Here is a 19,151-nt window from a genome sequence, read left to right as displayed (position 1 = left end):
GCTCCGAGGTGCGGCGCAGGTTGTTCTTCCACACCGACTCGTACACAAAGTTGTGGAAGTAGAAGTACTCCAAATGCTTGAACTCGGTTTTGCACGCCGAGAACAGCTCTTCACATACCTTCACGTGGGCGTCCATCGAGCCGCCGATGTCGAACAGAATCAGCAGCTTCACCGCATTGCGGCGTTCCGGGCGCATCTGGATATTCAACAGGCCGCCATCGCGGGCGGTGAAGTCGATAGTGCCGTCCAGGTCCAGCTCGTCCTGGGCGCCCTGGCGGGCGAACTTGCGCAGGCGGCGCAGGGCCACCTTGATATTGCGCGTGCCCAATTCCACCTGGTCGTCGAGGTTTTTGTACTCACGCTGGTCCCAGACTTTTACGGCCTTACCCTGACGCTTGCCGGCATCGCCTACGCGAATGCCTTCAGGGTTGAAACCACCGGAACCGAACGGACTGGTGCCACCGGTGCCGATCCATTTGTTGCCGCCTTCGTGACGTTCTTTCTGCTCTTCGAGGCGTTTTTTGAACTCCTCGATAAGCTTGTCCAGGCCACCGAGCGACTCGATCTTGGCCCGCTCTTCATCAGTGAGCGAACGCTCGAATTCCTTGCGCAGCCACTCATCGGGGATCAAGGCCTCGATGTGCTGGTTCAGGTTTTCCAGGCCCTTGAAGTAGGCGCCGAAGGCTCGGTCGAACTTGTCGAAATGGCGCTCGTCTTTGACCAGAATCGCCCGCGACAAGTAATAGAACTCGTCCATGTCGGCGAAGGTGACGTTGTGCTTCAACGCGTTGATCAGGTCCAGCAGCTCGCGAACCGAGACCGGAACCTTGGCGGCGCGCATTTCGTTGAATAGGTTGAGCAGCATGGCTGCGTCTCCATCGGAATTTCATTCCCTCTCGAATACAGACGCAGAGGGGCGACCCAACATAAATCAGTCCCCTCGCCCCCTTGGGGGAGAGGGTTAGGGAGAGGGGGTGAGCAGGCGACTCGGAGTTGCCTGTGAAAACCCTCTCCCCAGCCCCTCTCCCGCAAGCGGGCAGAGGGGAGGCGTATCAGCGGCTAGCGCGGCGGCTCATAAATGCCAGGCGCTCAAGCAATTGAACGTCTTGTTCGTTCTTAACCAGCGCCCCAGCAACGGCGGAATCGCCTTGGTCGGATCACGTTCACGCAGCACCGCTTCGCCGATGTTGTCGGCCATCAGCAGCTTCAGCCAATCAACCAACTCGGAGGTCGAAGGCTTTTTCTTCAGGCCCGGCACTTTGCGCACGTCGAAGAACACGTCGAGGGCTTCGGCCACCAGGTCTTTCTTGATGTTGGGGTAGTGCACATCGACGATCTGCTGCAGCGTGGCGCGATCCGGGAAGGCGATGTAGTGGAAGAAGCAGCGGCGCAAGAAGGCGTCCGGCAGTTCTTTTTCGTTGTTCGAGGTAATGATGATGATCGGGCGTTTTTTCGCCTTGATGGTCTCGTTAGTCTCGTAAACGTAGAACTCCATCTTGTCGAGTTCTTGCAGCAGGTCGTTGGGGAATTCGATGTCGGCTTTGTCGATTTCATCGATCAGCAGAATCACGCGCTCTTCGCTTTCGAACGCTTCCCAGAGCTTGCCCTTCTTGATGTAGTTGCGCACGTCGTGGACTTTGTCGCTGTCCAGCTGCGAGTCGCGCAGGCGGCTTACCGCGTCGTACTCATACAGACCCTGGTGGGCCTTGGTGGTGGATTTCACGTGCCAGGTGATCAGCTTGGCGCCGAAGGACTCGGCCAGTTGCTCGGCCAGCATGGTTTTACCGGTGCCCGGCTCACCCTTGACCAGCAGCGGGCGCTCCAGGGTGATGGCAGCGTTGACTGCCAGTTTAAGGTCGTCGGTTGCGACGTAAGCCTGGGTGCCTTCGAACTTCATCGGAAAATCCTCGAACAGTAGCGAGCAGGGTTCTGTAGGAAACCTGGAGTTTTTATTAAGAATAGGCCGCGACTATAACGCGCACCTGACGTGGCTGTGAACGCGGACGCACCATTCAGTCACTGAATGGCCAGTCAGCGACGCACAAGTTGCCGGAAACCGCCCTTTGGTTGGGGCGGGGCTAGTCGTCCGTAGGCTTGGCGCGTTCATAACGAGCGCTGAAGGCTTGCACAAAGCCATTGCGCAGAATCGCCAGAAACGCCTGGAAGGCGCTGATGTTCTGCTGGTGCACGTTGCCGCTGAGTTCGACGCGGGTGGCGAATTGGTCCTTTTGCTGGTTTTTCAGCACGGTTTCGCTACCCCCCACCAAGGCTTCCCAGATCGAGCGGAAGATCCCTTTGTCTTTCTCTTCCACGTCTTGCTGCCAATTGAACACGTCCACGTCGCGCAGCAGCGGCTTTATATAGCCGCTGAGCTGGGCTTTTTTCGCGTTGGCCTCGATCACCAGATCGCCATGGCCGGCGTTGAAATCGAACTTGGCGTAGGCAGCAGAAAAGTCGTTGAGCTTACGCAGCTCGATATCCTTGGCGCGCAGGCGGAATTTGAAGTCTTCGAAATTTTCGTAGGGGTCGAACACGATGGTGCATTCCAGCGGCGCATGGCCCAGTAGCAACGCCTTGCCTTCAAAATGCGCGACGCGCTCTCCGTTCTTGTCGGCGACATTGGTGAGGTTATAAAGGCTGGCATTCACCTGGGTGGCTTCCATATTCACCTGCGGCGTGGAGGTGTAGTTGTGGAAGCCCAGCTTGCCGTCGACCACCCGGACTTCGTCCAGGGTAATGGGCAGCAGCTTGTTCAACTGCTCGCGCCAGTCAACGCCCTTACCGGTCTGCGAAGCGTCTTTATCTTTGCCGCCATCGACGAAGTTAAGCGTGGGTTGAGTGAATAACACCTTGGCCACCACGCCGTGGTCGTACCACAGCGAACGCCAACTGACGGCGATATCAATGTGAGGGGCATCCAGCAGCGGGACCGGCACCTTGCCGTCTTCCTTGCGGATGTTAAGGCCATTGATCTGGTACGCGCCGCGCCACCAGGCGAGGTCCACGTCGGTGATCTGGCCTTTGTATTCGCCCATGTCGGCCAGTTTGCCGTTGAGGTAGTCACGCACCACGTAGGGCAGGGTGATATGCAGAACCAGGATCAGGACAATGAGTCCAACAAAGATCCAAAACGGCAAACTGTAGCGTCGTTTCATCGCAGGGTTACCTGGGCAGATCGCCTATTAAGTAGAAGCTAGACCGCTTGCGAGCCGTTACGGTTCGAGTTTTTTCAGGCTGGACGCTGGCCCGTTGGCGGGCATAGGCTGTCGGCCTTTGCGAATCACCCAAGGGACAGAACCTATGAGCCGCATCTACGCAGACAACGCCCAGTCCATCGGCAATACGCCGCTGGTATTTATCAATCGCCTGGGCCCCAAGGGCGTGACCATCCTGGCCAAGATCGAAGGGCGTAACCCGGCGTACTCCGTCAAATGCCGCATCGGCGCCAATATGGTCTGGGATGCCGAAGAGCGCGGCGTGCTCAAACCGGGCATGACCATCGTCGAGCCCACCTCCGGCAACACCGGCATCGGCCTGGCCTTCGTTGCCGCGGCGCGTGGCTACAAGTTGCTGCTGACCATGCCGGCGTCCATGAGCCTGGAGCGCCGTAAAGTGCTGAAAGCGCTGGGCGCCGAACTGGTACTCACCGAGCCGGCCAAAGGCATGAAAGGGGCTATCGAAAAAGCCGCGGAAATCGCCGCGTCCGACAGCAGCAAATACTTCCTGCCGCAGCAATTCGAAAACCCGGCCAATCCGGCGATTCACGAGAAAACCACCGGCCCGGAAATCTGGAACGACACCGAAGGCGCCATCGATATGCTGGTGGCCGGCGTCGGTACCGGCGGCACCATCACGGGCATTTCGCGCTATATCAAAAACACCTGCGGCAAACCGATTATCTCGGTGGCCGTCGAGCCCAGCGGCTCGCCAGTAATCACCCAGGCCCTGGCCGGTGACGAGATCAAACCGGCGCCGCACAAGATTCAGGGTATTGGCGCGGGCTTTGTGCCGAAGAACCTCGATTTGAGCATCGTCGACCGCGTTGAGCTGGTAGACGACGAAGAAGCCAAAGCGATGGCCCTGCGTTTGATGCGCGAAGAAGGCATTTTGTGCGGCATCTCCTGCGGCGCCGCAATGGCCGCCGCCGTACGCCTGGCCGAGCGCCCGGAAATGCAGAGCAAAACCATCGTGGTGATTTTGCCCGACTCCGGTGAGCGCTATCTCACCAGCATGTTGTTCAGCGATATGTTCAGTGAGCAGGAGTTGGTGCAGTAAACCCGCAAAGCATCGAGGCTAAAGCCTCTCCCACTAGGGGCCGCGTGCTCTTGTGGGAGAGGCTTCAGCCTCGAAAATTCTTCCCGCCAATCAATTTCTCCAATGGATTCCACAGACCTACACTGACCGGGGCTTACCCCGTACAAGGTGTTGCCCATGCTGCAGTCCGTCTCCCCGAAAAACGATCTACCCGCTGAACCCGCCGCCCCGGAAGTAGAGAAACCCAAGGCCGGCGGCATCTTCTCGCCGTTTAGCGTGCGCGCGTTTCGCATCATCTGGATCGCCAACCTGTTCGCCAACCTCGGCACCTGGGCGCAGTCGGTCGCGGCTGCCTGGGTGGTGACCGAGGCGCAGGCCAGTGCGCCGATGGTGGCCATGATTCAGGTGGCCTCGGCGTTGCCGCTGGTGGTGCTGTCCATCGTGTCCGGGGTGCTGGCGGACAACCATGACCGGCGCAAAATCATGCTGATCGGCCTGACGTTCGAGCTCAGCGGCGCCACCTTTCTCACCGTGATCGCCTTTGCCGGCCTGCTTGATCCGCTGCTGCTGATTGTGTCGATTCTGTGGATCAGTCTCGGTGGCGCCATCACCATTCCAGCCTGGCAGGCGGCGGTAAATGAGCAAGTGCCGCCGAATATGGTCGGCAATGCGGTGTTGCTCAACAGCGTGAACTACAACGTTGCCCGCGCGGTGGGGCCGGCGTTGGGCGGCTTGTTGCTAAGCTTTACCGGCTCGGCCTGGGTATTTCTCTTTAACTGCGTGTGCTACCTGGGCCTGATTGCGGCCATCTGGAATTGGCGCCGCGAGCTGCCGGCGCGGCAGTTTCCGCCGGAGCATATCGGTGAAGGGGTGATTGCGGCGCTGCGTTTTACCCAGCACTCCAGCGTCACTCGCCTGGTAATGCTGCGCTCGTTCAGCTTTGGCGTGTCGGCCAGTTCCATCTGGGCGTTGCTGCCGATTCTGGCCCACCGCAATCCCGAGGGCGACGCCTCGGTGTACGGCTATATGCTCGGCGCCCTGGGGATCGGCGCGATTGTCGGCAGTACGTTGGTAAACCGCGCGCGGCAATTTGTCGGCAGCAGTCGGTTGATCAGTTTTGCCGGTTTGCTGTTGGCGGTGATTGTGTTGCTGTTGGGCAGTGTCGATACGCTCTGGGTGCTGTACCCGGCGCTGCTGGTGGGCGGCGCGTGCTGGATTGCGGCGGTGGCCACCTATAACTCGGCGGTACAGATTCTAGTGCCGGACTGGGTCAAGGCGCGGGCCTTGGCGCTGTATCAAACCGCGCTGTATGGCGGCCTGGCGCTGGGTTCGTTTCTCTGGGGCCATCTGGCGCAGACCATGGGCGTGCAGGGCGCGTTTCTCGCCGCCGGCAGCCTGATGTTTGCCTGTGCACTGTTGCTCTATTCGTCGCGCCTGCCGGAACTGGATGCTACGAATATCGCCCATGCGCCGGCCACCTTGCCGGGGCAGCCGACCTTTGTGTTCAACCCCGAGCGCGGCTCGGTGTTGGTGACCATCGAATACCGCGTCCCCAATGAGCGCACCCGCGAGTTCGTCAAAGCGGTGCAGGGTTTGCGCCGGTTACGGCTGCGCAACGGCGCCGAGCGCTGGGCGATGTACCGTGACGTCAGTGATCAGGAGGTGTGGCAGGAAGTGCTGGTGGTCGACAACTGGCTGCAGCACCTGCGCATGCTCGACCGTTTGACGCTCTACGACAAAACCCTGATCGACAACGTGGTGCTGCTGCACAGCGGCGATGAGCCGCCGCGGGTGCGCCATGGGGTGAGTTTTGAGTCGGGCAGTTATGACACCGCGTTATGAAGCTGCGGCCGTTTTGGCCACCGGCGTCGGCCGCACCACCAGCCACAGCGCCAAGCCAATCAGCACGCCGCCGTACAGGTAAGCCCAGGACAGCGGCTCGCCGAGCAACAGCACGCCCCACAACACGCCAAACGGCGGCACGGCGAAAGTGACGGTAGAGGCTTTGATCGGACCGATGTCGGTGATCAACCGGAAGTACAGCACGTACGCGAACGCGGTGCAGACCAGGCCCAGACCGGCCAGCGACAGCCACACCGTCATGCCGCCCCAACTGGCAGGCGGTTGCTCCATCAGGGCATAGCCGAACAAGGGCAGCAGAAACAGGGTCGCGCCAAACATGCTGCCGCAGGCGGTGACGCGGTTATCCAGCGGTACACCGCCAAGCCATTTGCGGGTGAGAAAACCGGCAAAGCCGTAGCAGGTGGTGGCGATCAGGCAGGCGACCGCGCCCCAGAGCAACTCGGCATCAAACGCTACTGGCCCGGTGCGGGTCAGCAGGCCTACACCGAACAGCCCCAGTACCACGCCGAGGGTTTTGCTCGGGGTGGGCGGCTCGGCAAAAAACAGCATGCCGATGAGCACACCCATCAGCGGCGTGGTGGCATTGAAAATCGAGGAATAGCCCGCTGGCAGCACCATGGCGGCCAGGCAGTACATGGTGGCGGGCAACCCGGAGTTGATGACGCCAAGGGCCAGGCAGTGCCACAGCTTGCCGTGAAAATTCCACTGCACCCGCATCACCCAGAGCATTACCACCAGGCCTACCGCCGCCAGCGACACGCGAAAGAACGCGCTGGGCAGTGGCCCGAGCACCGGCACAATCACCCGCATAAACAGAAAGCTTGCGCCCCAGATGGCAGCCAGGCTCAGCAGGCGGGTGTAATCGGCAACTCTCACGGCAATCTCCAGCCCTGAATAAAGAGGCGAGAGTGTTGCCGCTGAGGCGAGGATTGGCAATCCGGATGTTGCGCTGCAATCGCCAACGGGCGAATGCATCAGACCTTGCCGAACAGCCCCTAACGAAACCAGCCGTCACCCAGTGGGAGGCGGTTGCTCGCTGTGTAGGGGCCGGCCGTTTTCAGGCGCAGAAGGAGTCGTCGGGCGGCTGCGAAGGCAGCATGAGCATCAGTTCATGCATATCCACCATCAGGTGTCTGCCGATCTGGCGAGTGGGTAGAAGCCCTTGTTTCATAAGGGTTTCTATATTTTCTACTTGGTCGACCAAGCCCGTCATGTCGCCGAAGCGCTTGGGGCTCAGGTAGCGGGGGCATTGGCCAAACCAGGCCGGGGTCAGTTCTATTGGTTTCATAGGGCTTCCTGCACCATCGCGGCCTGTCACTGCGAATGACAGGCTCCAAATCCCTTAAACTTTTCCGTAGCTTATTACTAATAGTTAGGTAGTCAATCATGATCTACTCACTGGTAGTAAAAAGCAGAAATACGGTCTGTACCTCGACAGGAAGGTCACATGAACAATCAAAACTTTCTCTTCACCGCCGGCCAGCGACTGCGTGGTTTACGCGAACTCATGGGCCTCAAGCGCCCAGCGTTTTCCCAACTGACGGGCATCGACAGAAAGCGCCTGGAAAATATCGAGTGCGGTCAGCAACGCATGCATGACATCGATTTCGAGAAGGTCTGCGGTTTGTACCCGGAGTTCGCCCGCTGGATTACCTATGGCGGCCCGGTAGATGGCGACCTCATGCACCTGCGAGTGGCCGACTCGGCGCAGATGTCGGCGGTGTACCTGGTGCAATGCAATCCGGTATTGCTCGATAGCATTGGCCTAAGCCTGGAGGACTGGACCGAGCGCCATCAAACCCAGTTGCAATTGATCAGTGAAAGCGAAGCGCTGTATGAGCGGCAGTTGGCACTGGAGGCGGAAGGCGAGGACTACATCGAGGGGCAGGTGGTGCCGGAGGATGACGAAGACGTGATCTGACGTTTCAAGGCGTGAGGGTGGCTGCCAGCTTTAGCAGGTAAGCCACTACGTCCGGCGCCCCTGCCAGGCGCAACCCTTCGCCGAAGGCAGTGGCCTCCGGCGAATGTTTTGGCAGGAGCAAAAATTCGGGCGCACCCGGCGTGCGTAACATGGCCAGCCGCGCATAGGGCAGGCCCTTATCCAGCAACAACCCCATAAATTGCGGATCGCTCCAGGCTTGCACTGGCATCGCCAGCATGTGGTAGCTGGCTTGCAACGCGTGCAAACCCTCGATATTCAAACGGTAGCGGGTAATTTCCGCCGGTAGGCTGACATCCAGCCCCCGCAAGCGCGCGTAAGCAATGGCACTGGCGAACGCCTCATGGTGATGCTCGCCGGCCCAGTACACGCGATTGCCTACCCAGTCGGCCTGGCGCAGCACAATGCGCTCACCGGCAAGAAAGCGCGGTAACGCGGTGCTGATGACTTTGACGAAATCCTTGTAACTGATGATGCGAACGCCCCGGCACGCTTCGCTGCTGGCGTATTCCTCGAAACTGGCGAAGGGCTTCGCGGCGAGGTCGTGGCCGCATAGGCCGTCGATCAAGCGCAGGTCGAATGCATTGAGTTGCTGGGTGTCGTGCTCTACCACTTTGGCCAACATCGAATGGGCTTCGGCTTTGTCTTCCTGCACCGGGCCGGAGAGGGCGTTGCGTGGCAGGTCTACCAACCGTTGCAACGGCGCACCGTTTTGCCACCAGATTTGCTCGCCAGGCTGCGGCAACGGCTGAAAGGGCAGGCGCAAGTTGCTGGCCCGTTGCAGGATTTGTCGTGGCCCACGACTGCTCAAGCCCAGGCGCTGGGCCAGGGCCGAGATACGTTCGGTGAGGGAGGCGGGGTGCTCGCTGGGACTCATGGCCAAATGCTACATCCTGGGTCATCCAAGCCAGTGTGGCAGACGATGTGCAAATCTGCCGGTGCAATTGTCAAACAGCTATCGCCGCCTGGTCGGCAGCCTGGTGCCAGCAGCTGGGCCGCCGTCTGTGGCAGTATTGCGTGAATCATTTGCGAGGTAGCCTCCATGCCAAGCCTTGAGTTGGATATTGCCCTATCTGCGGAGAGTTTGCGCGCGGTCTATCAAGGGCAGGCCAACCGAGTGTTGTTGCGGAGCCGCGACGGGCGCAAAGTCAGTTTGCCTGCGCACCACCTGCGGCCATTTCTGACCCACGACGGCGTCTACGGTTCCTTCGAGCTCGAGTTTAACAGCGCGGGTGAGCTTCTAACCCTACGCCGTGTGGCGCCCAAGCGCTAAGCGCCTCGCCGGGAGGGGCCCGGCACGGCTATAATCGCCGACCTCTTTTTCTCGAGCTAAGCCTGCCCATGTATACCCTGGCCCGCGAGCTGCTGTTCAAACTCTCCGCAGAAACTTCCCATGAACTGTCGATCGACTTGATCGGCGCTGGCGGCCGCCTGGGCGTAAATGGCTTGCTGTGCAAGCAGCCGGCGCGGTTGCCGGTGCGGGTGATGGGCCTGGATTTCCCTAATCCCGTCGGGTTGGCGGCAGGCCTGGATAAAAACGGCGACGCCATCGACGGCTTCGCTCAGCTGGGTTTCGGGTTTGTCGAAATCGGCACCGTCACTCCGCGCCCGCAGCCGGGCAACCCGAAGCCGCGTCTGTTTCGCCTGCCGCAAGCCGAGGCGATCATCAACCGCATGGGTTTTAACAACCACGGCGTCGACCACCTGATTGCCCGCGTGCAAGCGGCCAAATTCAAGGGCGTGCTGGGCATCAATATCGGAAAGAACTTCGATACGCCGGTTGAGCGCGCGGTGGACGACTACCTGCTGTGCCTGAACAAGGTGTACGCCCACGCCAGTTATGTGACCGTCAACGTCAGCTCGCCCAACACCCCGGGCCTGCGCAGCCTGCAGTTCGGTGACTCACTCAAGCAACTGCTCGAAGCCTTGCGTCAGCGCCAGGAAGACCTGGCCCAGCAGCACGGCAAGCGCGTACCGCTGGCGATCAAGATCGCGCCGGATATGAGCGATGAAGAAATCATTGAAGTGGCCGCAGCGCTGGTCGAGGCGGGCATGGATGCGGTGATCGCCACCAACACCACATTGAGCCGGGTGGGTGTCGAAGGGCTGGCCCATGGTGACGAGGCGGGCGGTTTGTCTGGCGCGCCGGTGCGTGACAAGAGCACCTACACCGTTCGAGCCCTGGCCACCGAGTTGGGCGGGCGTTTGCCCATCATTGCTGCGGGCGGCATTACCGAAGGCAAACACGCGGCTGAGAAAATCGCTGCGGGTGCGAGCCTGGTGCAGATCTACTCCGGCTTTATCTATAAAGGCCCGGCGCTGATCCGCGAAGCGGTAGATGCGATTGGTGCGATGCCGAAATAAACGCCAGGCAATAAAAAGGGCTCCTTAAAAGGAGCCCCTGGGCTCTCGCCCGCCGTCCGGATGGGACGAGCATGGTAAAGCGGGAGTAAGTAGTCGGAGTGTCCCTGTTTAACCGACTGCGTTCAGTTCGTTAAGCCTATGGATACCGGCGGTGCCGATCATTCCGTCCCAGTTGTCACCGCGACCCTCTCGCCAGCCGTTAATCCAGGCTTGGCGTACGGACGGAAGGGTAAATGGACACAATTCACGAGATTTGCCATGGACGCCAAATTGATAGCCGCGCAAAAAAGCTCTTTCTAAAGGATCACGCTTAAGTCTTCTCATAGGGTGTTGCCCTCACTTGTTGACTGTTATGTCCTAGTTCGCCTCTTTCGAGGCCTGGCAGAAATCCTCTACCAGTGGAGCCCGCTGCCGGCGTTACGGGTCTCCTCCCAGCGTCGTTGCGGCGTTGGGCTGAGTTGATTTCTATCGAATGCCGGGGGTGCTGGGAATGATCGTTTTGTCATAAGCACGTAACGTTTGTCGTGGTGAGGCCATAAGGGATTTGCGCCTTTGCCGCTAACGCCAGCAGGGCCGGGGGTGTGGCCTCTGGTAACGGCCAAAGGCCAGTGCGATCTTTTCGCAGATGCATGGTTCGGGTATTCCGACGAAGGGTGCAAACCCCGCTGTCGATGACATTTTTCTGTGGTCGCCGTCTATTTGCGGCCACGCGCTAGGCCTGGCGACAGGCACGACACAGAGGCTGCGACTAGGCTCCTGTGCAGTGCCAAACCGTCTGGACTGGCAGTAAGGGGCCACCATTGGCTCGCACAGCGCTCCATCCTGGAGTGCGGGATCGTCGGGTAGAACCGAGGTCTTTAACCGGGCACGCAGCAGACCTGCGGGCCGCAACGCTTAGGCACTGGAATACACATGTCGGATCGTTTTGAACTCTTTCTTACCTGCCCCAAGGGCTTGGAAGGCTTGCTCGCCGAGGAAGCCACCGCGCTCGGCTTGGAAGAAACCCGCGAACACACCTCCGCGATCCGTGGCTTTGCCCAGATGGAAACGGCGTATCGCCTGTGCCTCTGGTCGCGCCTGGCCAACCGCGTCCTGCTGGTGCTCAAGCGTTTCCCCATGGCCAATGCCGATGACCTTTACGACGGCGTGCTTTCGGTCGACTGGGCCGAACACCTGGACGCCGCCGGCAGCCTGGCCGTTGAGTTCAGCGGTAACGGGTCGGGTATCGATAACACTCACTTCGGCGCCCTGAAGGTTAAGGACGCCATCGTCGACAAGCTGCGCACCCCGACGGGTGAGCGGCCTTCCATCGACAAGCTCAACCCGGACCTGCGCATTCACCTGCGTCTGGACCGTGGCGAAGCGATTCTGTCGCTCGACCTTTCCGGCCACAGCCTGCACCAGCGCGGTTACCGCCTGCAACAAGGCGCCGCGCCGCTGAAAGAAAACCTTGCCGCCGCCGTGCTCATCCGTGCTGGCTGGCCGCGCATTGCCGCTGCCGGCGGCGCCCTGGCCGACCCGATGTGCGGTGTGGGTACCTTTTTGGTGGAGGCGGCAATGATCGCCGCCGATATCGCCCCCAACCTGCGCCGCGAGCGCTGGGGTTTTACGTCCTGGCTCGGCCATGTGCCGGCGCTGTGGAAGAAACTGCATGCCGAAGCGCAGGAGCGTGCCGACGCCGGCCTGGCCAAACAGCCCTCGTGGATTCGCGGTTATGAAGCCGACCCGCGCCTGATTCAGCCCGCGCGCAACAACATCGAACGTGCCGGTCTGTCCAACTGGATCAAGGTCTATCAGGGCGAAGTCGCCACTTTCGAGCCGCGTCCGGACCACAATCAGACCGGCCTGGTCGTGTGCAACCCACCCTACGGCGAACGCCTGGGTGATGAAGCCAGCTTGCTCTACCTCTACCAAAACCTCGGCGAGCGTCTGCGTCAGGCCTGCATGAACTGGGAGGCGGCGGTATTTACCGGCGCGCCGGACCTGGGCAAGCGCATGGGCATTCGCAGCCACAAGCAATACGCCTTCTGGAACGGTGCGTTACCGTGCAAGCTGCTGCTGATCAAGGTTCAACCCGAGCAGTTCGTTACTGGCGAGCGCCGCACGCCGGAACAGCGTGAACGCGAGCGCGAGCAAGAGGCGCTGGGCACCACGCCGGACGCGCCAGCCAACGCGCCGATCGAGCAAGCACGTCTGAGCGAAGGCGGGCAGATGTTCGCCAATCGCCTGCAAAAAAACCTGAAAACGCTGGGCAAGTGGGCGCGCCGTGAAGGCGTGGATTGCTACCGCGTGTATGACGCCGACATGCCGGAATACGCCCTGGCCATCGACCTGTACCACGACTGGGTGCACGTGCAGGAATACGCACCGCCACGCACCATCGACGCCGACAAGGCCCAGGCCCGTCTATTCGATGCGCTGGCTGCCATTCCCCAAGCGTTGGGCGTCGACAAATCCAAAGTGGTGATCAAGCGTCGCGAGCGCCAGAGCGGCACCAAGCAGTACGAGCGTCAGGCCAGCCAAGGCACCTTTACCGAGGTGAGCGAAGGCGGTGTGAAGTTGCTGGTCAACCTCACCGACTACCTCGACACCGGCCTGTTCCTCGACCACCGCCCGCTGCGCTTGCGCATTCAGCGTGAGGCCAACGGCAAGCGCTTCCTCAATCTTTACTGCTACACCGCCACGGCGTCGGTGCATGCGGCCAAGGGCGGTGCGCGCAGCACCACCAGCGTCGACCTGTCGAAAACCTATCTGGACTGGGCGCGGCGCAACCTGTCGCTCAATGGTTTTTCGGACAAGAACAAGCTGGAGCAGGGTGATGTGATGACCTGGCTGGAGGCCGATCGGCAGGAATACGACCTGATCTTTATCGACCCGCCGACCTTCTCCAACTCCAAGCGCATGGAAGGCGTGTTCGACGTGCAGCGCGATCACGTGCAGTTGCTGGACCTGGCCATGGCGCGACTGGCCTCGGGCGGGGTGCTGTATTTCTCCAACAACTTCCGCAAATTCCAGCTCGATGAAGGGCTGGCAGCGCGTTACGAAGTGGAAGAAATCACCGCCAGCACGCTGGACCCGGATTTCACGCGCAACGCGAAGATTCACCGGGCGTGGAAGTTGATGGCGAAGTAAGGCTTCCGTGTTCGACGCCGTCATTCCTGCGCAGGCAGGAATCCAGGTGCGGTACTTCTGAAGGTGTTCGACTTCAGATTCTGGGTCCCAGCCTGCGCTGGGACGACGCGGGTAGCGGCCAAAACCTCCGTCATTCCTGCGCAGGCAGGAATCCAGGTGCGGTACTTCTGAAGGAGTTCGACTTCAGATTCTGGGTCCCAGCCTACGCTGGGACGACGGTGGCGTTTGAGATGTCTTAGTTAGGCTTGCGATACAGATCCAGCAACACCTGATCCAGAATCGACGACGCACCCCATGGGCGTGGGTCGTTGAGGATGGCGACTACCGCCCAGGTGTCGCCATTGGCATCGCGGCTAAAGCCGGCGATGGCTCGTACGGTGTTCAGCGTGCCGGTCTTGATATGGGCATCGCCGCGCAGCGGGGTGTTTTTCAGCCGTTTACGCATAGTGCCGTCTTCGCCCACGATCGGTAGCGAGCTGATGAACTCAGCCGCATACGGGCCTTTCCAGGCGGTTTGCAGAATGGCCGCCATCTCCCGCGCACTCACGCGCTCAGCACGCGACAACCCTGAACCGTTTTCCATCACCAGGTGGGTAGCGGTAATGCCTTTTTTCGCCAGCCACTGGCGAATGACCCGCTGTGCCGCCTTGGCATCATCGCCGTCAGCGCTGTTGCGGAATTCCGCACCCAGGCTCAGGAACAGCTGGCGGGCCATTGTGTTGTTACTGAACTTGTTGATGTCGCGGATGATTTCCGCCAGGTCCGGCGAGTAGGCGCGAGCCAGCAGAGTGCCGCTTTTCGGCACTTCATCGATGCGGTCTTTGCCCATGATGGTGCCGCCCAGTTCCTGCCAGATGGCCCGTACGGCGCCGGCGGCATAGCCAGCGTGGTCGAGCAGCGACAGGTACGACTGGGTGTTGCAGCCTTCATTCAATTGGCCTGTCACCACAAGCGTGGTGCCGTCGAATTCGGTGACGGGGTTAAAGCGAACATCGCCGACGCACTTGCCTTTGCCCAGGTATTTCACCCGGTTGTCGATGCGCACGTTGGTCAGTGGCGGCTCCATCATCACCGTCACCTTGCCGCTGTCGGCGCGGGTGATCATGCGCACGGCTTTGAGGTTGATCAGCAGCGAATCCGGGGTAACCAGGAAGGGCTTGTTGTCGTCTTTGCCGTCGTCGTCGAACACCGGCAACTGCGGCTGGATAAAGTGCGTGCGGTCGAGCACCAGGTCGCCGGTAACCTTCAACACGCCGTTGGCGCGCAGGTCACGCATCAGCAACCAGAGTTTTTCCATGTTCAGCTTCGGGTCGCCGCCACCTTTGAGGTAGAGGTTGCCGTTGAGCACGCCGTCTTTTACCGGGCCGTCGGCATAGAACTCGGTTTTCCACTGGTGGGTGGGGCCAAGCATTCCAGAGCGGCGTAGGTGGTGATCAGCTTCATGGTGGAAGCCGGGTTTACCGAGACGTCGGCATTGATGATGGTCGGCGTGCCGTTGCCGGTCATGGGCAGGGTAACGACCGAGATGGAGTCGTTGCCGATCTTGCCGGCTTTCATGGCTTTTTGTACGGAGGCGGGCAGGGTGGTGTTTAGCGGGGCAGACAATGCCGGCAGCGCGGCGGGAAGCAAAAGGCTGGCGATGACGAGGTGGCGAAGCGATTTGATCATTGGCGAAAAACCCTTCAGGCAAGGGCCAAAAAAGAAAGATGGCGTAAAGAAGAAAGCGCAGGGGGCCACAGGTTCCCAATTGCGCCGAGAAAGTGCCGGCATTATGCCCGAAGCCTTCTACAGTTGGCGGGGTAGTCGCGGATTTTTGTCCGCCGTTTTACGGGCGCCCGGCAGAGAGTCGGGCAAGGCGCGGCCTTTGCTGGTAAAGTGCCGCGCGTTATCACTTCTGAGGATTGTTCCATGGCTACTAACCGTTCCCGCCGCCTGCGCAAAAAACTCTGCGTAAATGAATTCCAGGAGCTCGGTTTCGAGCTGAACCTGAACCTCAAGGCGGACCTGAGCGAAGCGGACATCGACGCTTTCCTCGACGCTTTCCTGCGTGAGGCCATGAACGACAACGGTCTTGGCTATGTCGGCGGCGAAGACTACGGTCTGGTGTGCCTGGCCAAGCGTGGCTCGGTCAGCGAAGAGCAACGCGCTACCGTTGAAGCCTGGCTGAAGGCGCGCAGTGAAGTCACCGACTACACCGCCAGCCCACTGATCGACGTTTGGTACCCGGAAAACGAGATCAACGCCGAGCACGCATAAGCCTTAGGGATTGTGCAAAAACAAAGGGGCCTTCGGGCCCCTTTGTTGTTTCTGCGATTCGAGGGTTGCCCTTACGAAAGGAAACCACCGTCCACATTCAATGCCACGCCTGTTGTGTAGCTGGAAGCATCGCTTGCCAGATACAGCACGGTACCGGCCATTTCGCTCGGGTCAGCCACGCGCTTCAGCGGAATTTGTGCCAGCGCCTGGTTCAGAATCGCATCGTTTTTAACCAGCGCCGAAGCAAACTTGGTGTCGGTCAAACCCGGCAGCAGGGCGTTGCAGCGAATGCCGAACTGGGCGCATTCCTTGGCGAACACTTTGGTCATGTTGATAACTGCAGCCTTGGTCACCGAGTAGATGCCCTGGAAAATGCCTGGGGAGATACCGTTGATGGAGGCGACGTTGATGATGCTGCCTTTGCCTTTCTCACGCATCAGCTTGCCGGCTTCGATGGACATGAAGAAGTAGCCACGGATGTTCACGTCAACGGTCTTCTGGAAGGCCGACAGGTCGGTGTCCAGCACGTTGCAGAACTGTGGGTTGGTGGCGGCGTTGTTCACCAGAATGTCCAGTTGGCCGAACTGTTCGCGGATTTGTGCGAACACGTTTTGAATCTGTTCCATCTCGCCGATGTGGCAGGCGATGGCGGTGGCTTTACCGCCGTCGGCGATGATGGCGTCGGCCACGGCCTGGCAGCCTTCGATTTTGCGGCTGGACACGATCACGTGTGCGCCTTGCTGGGCCAGCAATTTGGCGATGGATTCACCGATACCGCGGCTGGCGCCGGAAACGAAGGCCACTTTGCCGTCGAGGTCGAACAGATTGGTCTTGGACATGGGGTTCCCCTGAGTCTGTTTTGTAGATGATGGAGATGAAGGGCTGAATCCGCCGCCACTTAGCGGGCAGGGCGGCGGATTACAAGGCGCGTTACAGCGTGGATTTCTTGATGACCTGCAGGCTGGTTTGCTCCAGCAGCTTGTTCAGTTGAATGAACGAGGCGAAGCGTTTGTCCTGGGTTTGGCCGTGGAAATAGCGGTAGTAAATCTGCTGCACGATGCCGGCCAGGCGGAACAAGCCGTAGGTGTAGTAGAAGTCCAGATTCTTCACTTCGATGCCGGCGCGCTCGCCGTAGTAATCGGCGAATTCCTGGCGCGTGAACATGCCCGGTGCGTTGCTGGGCTGGCGACGCATCATCTGCATTGGCGCCGAGTCGGTTTCATCGATCCAGTAGGCCAGGGTGTTGCCCAGGTCCATCAGCGGGTCGCCGATGGTGGTCAGTTCCCAGTCCAGCACGCCGATGATTTGCGTCGGGTTTTTGCTGTCCAGAATCACGTTGTCCAGGCGGTAGTCGTTGTGCACGATGGCCGGCTTGTGGTGGTCAGCGGGCATCTTGTCGCGCAGCCAGGCCTTGGCCACTTCCCAGCTCGGGGCGTCGGGGGTCATGGCTTTTTCGTAACGGTCGGTCCAGCCGCCGATCTGCCGTTCTACGTAACCTTCGGGCTTGCCGAGGTCGCCCAGGCCGCAGGCGTTGTAGTCGACCTGGTGCAGCTCGACGAATTTGTCGACGAAGTTTTTGCACAGCTCGCGGGTTTGGTCGAAACCGAAGTTCATCTCGGCCGGCATGTCGGTGCGCAGGATGATGCCGTTGACGCGTTCCATCACGTAGAACTCGGCGCCAATCACGCTCTCATCGGTGCAGTGCACGTAGGCTTTCGGGCAGTACGGGAAGCCGTCGTTGAGCTGGTTGAGAATGCGGAATTCGCGGCCCATGTCGTGGGCGGATTTGGCTTTGTGGCCAAACGGCGGACGGCGCAGTACGAACTCTTGCTCGGGGTATTCGATGAGGTAGGTGAGGTTGGAGGCGCCGCCGGGGAACTGGCTGATTTTGGGCTCGCCAGTCAGGCCAGGAATGTGGGCTTTGAGGTACGGGTCGATAATGGCGGCGTCGAGTTCTTCGCCATTTCGAATGCGGGTGGACTGGTCGGTGAGCGCCATACTTATCCCTTCTACTTATAATAGAGGCCTTAGATTATTGGCTAATCTAATGCCGTGGCAGAGGCCCTACAAGCCGCGCGGGCCCTTATTGGTGAGCGTGTTTTTGGATAATCAGCGCGCCTGATTCGTCCGACAAAACCGCTCGGTAGACAGTGCGCAGTCGAAAAAAAACCGGAGTCCTAAGACTCCGGTTTTTTATCAAGCGTAGACGCTATTTCCCTTAAACCGGGAACAGTTCGCCCAGTTTCATGGCCAGCATCATGTCGCCTTCGGCGCGCAGTTTGCCGCCCATGAAGGCTTGCATGCCGTCGGTTTCACCGGTGGTGATGCCGGACAGGGTTTCGGTGTTCATGATCAGGGTGACGTTGGCGTCTGGCGAAACGCCGGTGGCCAGGTCTACGGTGCCGTCTTTAACGGTCAGGAAGAAGTCTTCGCCGTCTTCGATTTTGAAGCCGAAAACCAGGTCCAGGCCAGCAGCAGCGGCAGGGTTGAACTTGGATTTCATGGTTTGAGCGATGTCAGCAACTGTGGTCATGATTCGATCCTTTATAGTTTTTTCGGGTTACGCGCGGCCTTGCGGGCCACAGTAGTCCGGAACTCAGCGGAAAGTGATGAGTTCCGGCGCCTTCAACAGCTCCAAATGCGCGTGACTGTTGAAGGAAGCCAGGGCCACCTCGCGACCGCGGAACTTGAAGCGGTTGAGCGAGGTGTTGACGATTTGCCAGTTCAGCTCGAAAGCTTGAGCCGCCGGTATTGCAGTTATGAGATGCAGCATGGCGGTAATAGTGCCGCCTGAGGTGAACACGGCGACGCTGTCTTTGCTCGAGGCACGCTCGAGAATACGCGCCAGGCCGCCTTCCACTTGCTCTACAAATTCCTGCCAGCTTTGCAGGCCCGCTACCGGGTAGTCGCCGGAAATCCAGCGGCCGATCAGCAGGGCGAACAGGCGCTGGAATTCGGCGCGGTTGTTCTTGGCGTTGCGCAGGGTGTCCAGTGCGTGGGGCTCTTGCGGCAGGATGCCCGGCAGCAGCGCGCGAATGACCGCGTCGGCGTCAAATTCATTGAAGGCTGCATCGGTTTCCAATTCCGGCGTGGCAATGCCAGCAGCCTGGAGTTGGGCGAGGGCACCGGTACCGGTGTTTTGCTGACGCGAGAGGCTGCCGGCAATGGCGCGGTCGAAGCGGACGTCGAGCTGCGCCAGGTGCTTGCCGAGGATTTCGGCTTGCTGCACGCCGACGTCGGACAGCACGTCGTAATCGTCGGCGCCGAACGAAGCCTGGCCATGGCGAATCATGTAAATGCTGCCCACGTGAGCGTCATCCCGCTACGGTGAAAGTTTCGCGAG

General features: G+C 60.0%; 17 protein-coding genes and 2 pseudogenes. 7 read left to right on the top strand and 12 right to left on the bottom strand.

Translation table 11 applies throughout. From position 1 onward, the window contains the following. The 3 genes and pseudogenes from AC0V2S_RS24240 to AC0V2S_RS24230 form a co-directional block, all read right to left on the bottom strand. Positions 1-865 (bottom strand): vWA domain-containing protein (locus AC0V2S_RS24240; RefSeq protein ID WP_475511949.1); only part of this gene is annotated, 865 nt, incomplete at its 3' end. Positions 866-1,052: 187 nt separating this feature from the next. After that, positions 1,053-1,897, bottom strand: a pseudogene (locus tag AC0V2S_RS24235) (AAA family ATPase). A gap of 181 nt (positions 1,898-2,078) precedes the next feature. Beyond that, a complete protein-coding gene (locus AC0V2S_RS24230) occupies positions 2,079-3,155 on the bottom strand; it encodes an AsmA family protein (protein WP_475511948.1) in 1,077 nt (358 codons plus the stop codon). Between the two features lie 145 nt (positions 3,156-3,300). On the opposite strand from AC0V2S_RS24230, the gene cysK reads away from it, so the two are divergent. Beyond that, the gene (gene cysK, locus AC0V2S_RS24225; protein ID WP_475511947.1) at positions 3,301-4,275 is read left to right on the top strand and encodes a cysteine synthase A; all 975 of its coding nucleotides are present in this window, start codon (positions 3,301-3,303) and stop codon (positions 4,273-4,275) included. A gap of 156 nt (positions 4,276-4,431) precedes the next feature. After that, positions 4,432-6,096, top strand: coding sequence for an MFS transporter (locus AC0V2S_RS24220; protein ID WP_475511946.1), 1,665 nt, complete (start codon positions 4,432-4,434; stop codon positions 6,094-6,096). Here AC0V2S_RS24220 and AC0V2S_RS24215 read toward each other — a convergent pair. Together AC0V2S_RS24215 and AC0V2S_RS24210 are read right to left on the bottom strand one after the other, a co-directional pair. Next, positions 6,091-6,993 carry a DMT family transporter gene (locus AC0V2S_RS24215; protein ID WP_475511945.1) on the bottom strand — a complete coding sequence of 301 codons (903 nt, stop codon included), beginning with the start codon at positions 6,991-6,993 and terminating at the stop codon, positions 6,091-6,093. The two genes, AC0V2S_RS24220 and AC0V2S_RS24215, sit on opposite strands and share 6 nt — an antisense overlap. Positions 6,994-7,174: 181 nt before the next feature. Then, entirely contained in the window at positions 7,175-7,405 is a 231-nt protein-coding gene (locus AC0V2S_RS24210; protein WP_475511944.1) for a hypothetical protein, read from the bottom strand. Between the two features lie 159 nt (positions 7,406-7,564). Here AC0V2S_RS24210 and AC0V2S_RS24205 point away from each other — a divergent pair, with 159 nt between their 5' ends. Then, entirely contained in the window at positions 7,565-8,038 is a 474-nt protein-coding gene (locus AC0V2S_RS24205) for a helix-turn-helix domain-containing protein (RefSeq protein WP_475511943.1), read from the top strand. Between the two features lie 4 nt (positions 8,039-8,042). Here the strand turns inward: AC0V2S_RS24205 and AC0V2S_RS24200 are convergent, their stop codons facing one another. After that, positions 8,043-8,933, bottom strand: a complete 891-nt coding sequence (locus AC0V2S_RS24200; protein WP_475511942.1) for a DUF6685 family protein — start codon at positions 8,931-8,933, stop codon at positions 8,043-8,045. 165 nt (positions 8,934-9,098) lie between these two features. On the opposite strand from AC0V2S_RS24200, the gene AC0V2S_RS24195 reads away from it, so the two are divergent. Both AC0V2S_RS24195 and AC0V2S_RS24190 read left to right on the top strand, forming a co-directional pair. Next, positions 9,099-9,329 carry a DUF2835 domain-containing protein gene (locus tag AC0V2S_RS24195; protein ID WP_475511941.1) on the top strand — a complete coding sequence of 77 codons (231 nt, stop codon included), beginning with the start codon at positions 9,099-9,101 and terminating at the stop codon, positions 9,327-9,329. A 68-nt stretch (positions 9,330-9,397) separates the two neighbouring features. Then, positions 9,398-10,420 (top strand): quinone-dependent dihydroorotate dehydrogenase, encoded by a 1,023-nt coding sequence (locus tag AC0V2S_RS24190; protein WP_475511940.1) that lies wholly within the window; start codon positions 9,398-9,400, stop codon positions 10,418-10,420. 108 nt (positions 10,421-10,528) lie between these two features. Here the strand turns inward: AC0V2S_RS24190 and rmf are convergent, their stop codons facing one another. Further along, entirely contained in the window at positions 10,529-10,744 is a 216-nt protein-coding gene (gene rmf, locus AC0V2S_RS24185) for a ribosome modulation factor (RefSeq protein ID WP_108099858.1), read from the bottom strand. Positions 10,745-11,332: 588 nt separating this feature from the next. On the opposite strand from rmf, the gene rlmKL reads away from it, so the two are divergent. After that, positions 11,333-13,552: a bifunctional 23S rRNA (guanine(2069)-N(7))-methyltransferase RlmK/23S rRNA (guanine(2445)-N(2))-methyltransferase RlmL gene (rlmKL, locus tag AC0V2S_RS24180; protein ID WP_475511939.1), complete on the top strand. Its 2,220-nt coding sequence runs from the start codon at positions 11,333-11,335 to the stop codon at positions 13,550-13,552. A gap of 235 nt (positions 13,553-13,787) precedes the next feature. Here rlmKL and dacB read toward each other — a convergent pair. After that, positions 13,788-15,220: pseudogene (dacB, locus tag AC0V2S_RS24175) on the bottom strand (D-alanyl-D-alanine carboxypeptidase/D-alanyl-D-alanine endopeptidase). A 240-nt stretch (positions 15,221-15,460) separates the two neighbouring features. Between dacB and AC0V2S_RS24170 the strand changes: the two are divergent. Then, complete coding sequence (locus AC0V2S_RS24170; RefSeq protein WP_475511938.1) at positions 15,461-15,808, top strand: YggL 50S ribosome-binding family protein; 348 nt, start codon at positions 15,461-15,463, stop codon at positions 15,806-15,808. Positions 15,809-15,879: 71 nt separating this feature from the next. On the opposite strand, the gene AC0V2S_RS24165 is transcribed toward AC0V2S_RS24170, so the two are convergent. The 4 genes from AC0V2S_RS24165 to AC0V2S_RS24150 form a co-directional block, all read right to left on the bottom strand. Further along, a complete protein-coding gene (locus AC0V2S_RS24165) occupies positions 15,880-16,647 on the bottom strand; it encodes an SDR family oxidoreductase (protein ID WP_475511937.1) in 768 nt (255 codons plus the stop codon). A gap of 91 nt (positions 16,648-16,738) precedes the next feature. Further along, positions 16,739-17,806, bottom strand: coding sequence for a phosphotransferase family protein (locus AC0V2S_RS24160; protein ID WP_475511936.1), 1,068 nt, complete (start codon positions 17,804-17,806; stop codon positions 16,739-16,741). 220 nt (positions 17,807-18,026) lie between these two features. Then, positions 18,027-18,341 (bottom strand): SCP2 sterol-binding domain-containing protein, encoded by a 315-nt coding sequence (locus tag AC0V2S_RS24155; protein ID WP_475511935.1) that lies wholly within the window; start codon positions 18,339-18,341, stop codon positions 18,027-18,029. Between the two features lie 63 nt (positions 18,342-18,404). Further along, complete coding sequence (locus AC0V2S_RS24150; RefSeq protein ID WP_475511934.1) at positions 18,405-19,115, bottom strand: histidine phosphatase family protein; 711 nt, start codon at positions 19,113-19,115, stop codon at positions 18,405-18,407. Positions 19,116-19,151: the final 36 nt, after the last annotated feature.

This window comes from Pseudomonas sp. CC11G (assembly GCF_056174845.1).
Note: the sequence above shows the minus strand (reverse complement) of the source record. Positions and strands in the feature narration are given on the sequence as shown.

What these genes read in the sequence shown, in the direction of transcription:
- AC0V2S_RS24230 (WP_475511948.1), bottom strand. Translation starts at nt 3,155, where the DNA reads ATGAAACGACGCTACAGTTTGCCGTTTTGGATCTTTGTTGGACTCATT.
- cysK (WP_475511947.1), top strand. Translation starts at nt 3,301, where the DNA reads ATGAGCCGCATCTACGCAGACAACGCCCAGTCCATCGGCAATACGCCG.
- AC0V2S_RS24220 (WP_475511946.1), top strand. Translation starts at nt 4,432, where the DNA reads ATGCTGCAGTCCGTCTCCCCGAAAAACGATCTACCCGCTGAACCCGCC.
- AC0V2S_RS24210 (WP_475511944.1), bottom strand. Translation starts at nt 7,405, where the DNA reads ATGAAACCAATAGAACTGACCCCGGCCTGGTTTGGCCAATGCCCCCGC.
- AC0V2S_RS24205 (WP_475511943.1), top strand. Translation starts at nt 7,565, where the DNA reads ATGAACAATCAAAACTTTCTCTTCACCGCCGGCCAGCGACTGCGTGGT.
- AC0V2S_RS24200 (WP_475511942.1), bottom strand. Translation starts at nt 8,933, where the DNA reads ATGAGTCCCAGCGAGCACCCCGCCTCCCTCACCGAACGTATCTCGGCC.
- AC0V2S_RS24195 (WP_475511941.1), top strand. Translation starts at nt 9,099, where the DNA reads ATGCCAAGCCTTGAGTTGGATATTGCCCTATCTGCGGAGAGTTTGCGC.
- AC0V2S_RS24190 (WP_475511940.1), top strand. Translation starts at nt 9,398, where the DNA reads ATGTATACCCTGGCCCGCGAGCTGCTGTTCAAACTCTCCGCAGAAACT.
- rmf (WP_108099858.1), bottom strand. Translation starts at nt 10,744, where the DNA reads ATGAGAAGACTTAAGCGTGATCCTTTAGAAAGAGCTTTTTTGCGCGGC.
- rlmKL (WP_475511939.1), top strand. Translation starts at nt 11,333, where the DNA reads ATGTCGGATCGTTTTGAACTCTTTCTTACCTGCCCCAAGGGCTTGGAA.
- AC0V2S_RS24170 (WP_475511938.1), top strand. Translation starts at nt 15,461, where the DNA reads ATGGCTACTAACCGTTCCCGCCGCCTGCGCAAAAAACTCTGCGTAAAT.
- AC0V2S_RS24165 (WP_475511937.1), bottom strand. Translation starts at nt 16,647, where the DNA reads ATGTCCAAGACCAATCTGTTCGACCTCGACGGCAAAGTGGCCTTCGTT.
- AC0V2S_RS24160 (WP_475511936.1), bottom strand. Translation starts at nt 17,806, where the DNA reads ATGGCGCTCACCGACCAGTCCACCCGCATTCGAAATGGCGAAGAACTC.
- AC0V2S_RS24155 (WP_475511935.1), bottom strand. Translation starts at nt 18,341, where the DNA reads ATGACCACAGTTGCTGACATCGCTCAAACCATGAAATCCAAGTTCAAC.